The sequence below is a fragment of the Inquilinus sp. NPDC058860 genome (genome assembly GCF_042743185.1).
In the GTDB taxonomy this organism is placed as follows: Bacteria; Pseudomonadota; Alphaproteobacteria; order DSM-16000; family Inquilinaceae; genus Inquilinus.
In genome coordinates this window covers 1-1,829 of sequence record NZ_JBHYMS010000141.1, presented here as the reverse complement: position 1 = coordinate 1,829, position 1,829 = coordinate 1, and the positions used below count along the sequence as shown (strand labels likewise).

2 protein-coding genes are annotated in these 1,829 nt (G+C 75.0%); both read right to left on the bottom strand.

All coding sequences use genetic code 11. The features are described from left to right. On the bottom strand, positions 1–871 hold an 871-nt coding region (locus ACFW16_RS36090), incomplete at its 3' end, for an ATP-binding cassette domain-containing protein (RefSeq protein ID WP_380313927.1). Further along, positions 868–1,698: an ABC transporter permease gene (locus ACFW16_RS36085; protein ID WP_380313926.1), complete on the bottom strand. Its 831-nt coding sequence runs from the start codon at positions 1,696–1,698 to the stop codon at positions 868–870. The genes ACFW16_RS36090 and ACFW16_RS36085, both read right to left, overlap by 4 nt. Positions 1,699–1,829 lie beyond the last annotated feature (131 nt).

Below are 1,829 nucleotides of genomic sequence, written 5' to 3'. Positions count from 1 at the left end.
ACCCCCTCCCCCTACCCCCCTCCCGCGAGGGGAGGGGGGACTCGGTTGGCTTGGCTTGAAGGGTTGGTTCACCCCTTACCCACCGCGGCACGTCATCGACCGAGAGGGTCGCGGCCAGGAGCTCGCTTGTGTAGCCGTGCTGCGGGCCGTCCAGCACCTGCCGCGTCGGGCCGGTCTCGACCACCCGCCCCTCCCGCATCACCGCGACCCGGTCGGCCAGCTCCGCCACCACGCCGAAATCGTGGGTGACCAGCAGCAGCGCCATGCCGCGGCGATCGCGCAGCGTGCGGAACAGGTCGAGGATCTGGGCCTGGACGGTGACGTCGAGCGCCGTGGTCGGCTCGTCCGCGATCAGCAGCTCCGGCCCCGCGGCCAGCGCCATGGCGATCATCGCCCGCTGCCGCATGCCGCCCGACAGCTCGTGCGGATACTGGCCGGCCCGGGCGGCGGGGTCGGCGATGCCGACCTCGGCCAAGAGCTCCACCGCCCGCGCCGCCCGGCCGCGGCTGAGGCCATGCGCCGCCAGCACCTCGCGCAGCTGCTCGCCGATCGTCAGCACCGGGTTGAGGCTGGTGATCGGCTCCTGGAACACCATGCCGATGCGGCCGCCGCGGACCGGGCGCAGCGCCGGCTCCGGCAGGCCCAGGAGCTCCGCCCCCGCGAGGCGGATCGAGCCGGCGATGCGGGCCGTGGGCGGCAGGAGACCGAGCGGCGCCAGTGCCACGGTCGACTTGCCGGAGCCGGATTCGCCGACCAGGGCCAGCGTCTCCCCGGCCGCGAGGTCGAGATCGACGCCGTCCACCGCGCGCACCGCCCCGCCGTCGCCGAAATAGTCGACGGTCAGGTTGCGGATGGAGAGGAGGCGGCTCACCGGCGTCTCCGCCGCGGGTCGAGCGCGGCCGTGAGCGCCTCGCCGAGCAGGCTGACCGACAGCACGGCGACGACGATGGCGAAGCCGGGGATGGCCGAGAGCCACCAGGCGCTGCGCAGCACGGCGCGGCCGTCGGCGATCATGCTGCCCCAGCTGACCCGGTTCGGGTCGCCGAGGCCGAGGAAGGACAGCGCCGATTCGATCAGGATGGCGCCGGCGGTGATCACGGTGGCCAGCACCAGCACCGGCGCCAGGGCGTTGGGCAGCAGCTTGGCGAAGGCGATCCGCGCCCAGCCCATGCCCATGCAGCGATAGGCGTCGACGAAGTCGCGCCGGGCCAGGGCCATGATCTCGGCCCGCACCACCCGGGCCGGGCTGGTCCAGGCGCCGAGGCCGATGGCGAGGACGATGTTGCCGAGCGACGGGCCCAGCACCAGGATCAGCGCCAGGGCCAGGACGAAGCCGGGCACGGTCTGCACCGCCTCGGTCACCCGCATCAGCGCGTTGTCCGCCCAGCCGCCGAGGAAGCCGGCGGTGGTGCCGACCAGGAGGCCGATGCCGACCGCCAGCACCGCCGCCGCGGCGCCGACCAGGAGCGAGACCCGGGCGCCGTGGAACAGCTGGGCCAGCACGTCCCGGCCCAGCCGGTCGGTGCCCAGCCAATGCGCCGGGTCCTGGAAGGGCGGCAGCTGCGACGGGCCGGTGACCGCCAGCGGGTCGCCCGGGAAGACCCAGCCGGCGGCCAGCGCCATGCCCAGCACCAGCACCAGGCCGGCGAGGCCGATGCGGCCGGCGCGGTCGGCCAGGAAGCGGCGGAGGACGCGCATCAGGACTGCACCCGGCAGTGGGCGGCCAACCCATTCGAGTCCCCCCTCCCCTTGCGGGAGGGGGGCAGGGGGAGGGGTCTGCGCGCGTCCGCGCGCGGAAGGCCCTGAGGTTTCCACCGGGACGCGAGCGC